At 48.5% G+C, this 818-nt stretch carries 1 protein-coding gene; it reads left to right on the top strand.

The window, feature by feature from the left end:
- Positions 1–818 (top strand): HD domain-containing protein (locus R8N49_RS26240; protein WP_318190337.1); only part of this gene is annotated, 818 nt, incomplete at both ends.

Genomic DNA, 818 nt, shown 5'->3' with positions numbered 1-818 from the left:
ACGATCCTTATGGCGGCCAAGCCGATTTGAATAATCGCATATTGCGTCATGTATCGGATGCTTTTGTGGAAGATCCCCTTAGAGTACTTCGGGTCGCACGTTTTGCTGCAAAACTTGCCTCGCTGGGATTTACGGTAGCAAAAGAAACCATGCAACTCATGCGCGACATCGCAGACTCTGGTGAACTCAATACGCTAACCCCAGAACGCGTGTGGCAAGAGTGGCATAAATCGCTTTCAACGCCTCGTCCCGATGTGTTTTTATCAGTGTTGCGAGATTGCGGCGCGTTAGCCGTCGTGCTACCAGAAATCGATGCGTTATTTGGGGTGCCTCAACCTGAAAAATGGCACCCAGAGATCGATACGGGTATCCATACGTTGATGGTAGCAGAGCAAGCCGCAAAGCTGAGCACATCACTCCCTGTTAGATTTGCCGCACAGGTGCATGACTTAGGGAAAGGCGTGACACCAGAGAGCGAATGGCCAAGCCATAAAATGCATTGTCATACCGGTTTAAAGCTAATTAAAAAACTGTGCGAACGTGTACGTGTACCGAATGAATTTAAAGAGTTAGCGCTCATGGTCTGCGAGCAACACTCCAACATTCATCGCGCCGCAGAGTTAAAGCCGCAAACCATCATCAAAATCCTGAACAAGTTTGATGTATGGCGCAAGTCGGAGCGCCTAAAAGACATTCTAATTTGCTGCCAAGCGGATCACGCAGGCCGCAAAGGTTTAGAAGATCTACCGTATCCACAAGCGGATATTTTTATGCTGGCCTATCAAGCAGCGGCATCAGTAGATGTGCAAGCCATCATT

This window comes from Vibrio sp. 1978, from assembly GCF_033344345.1.
Note: the sequence above shows the minus strand (reverse complement) of the source record. Positions and strands in the feature narration are given on the sequence as shown.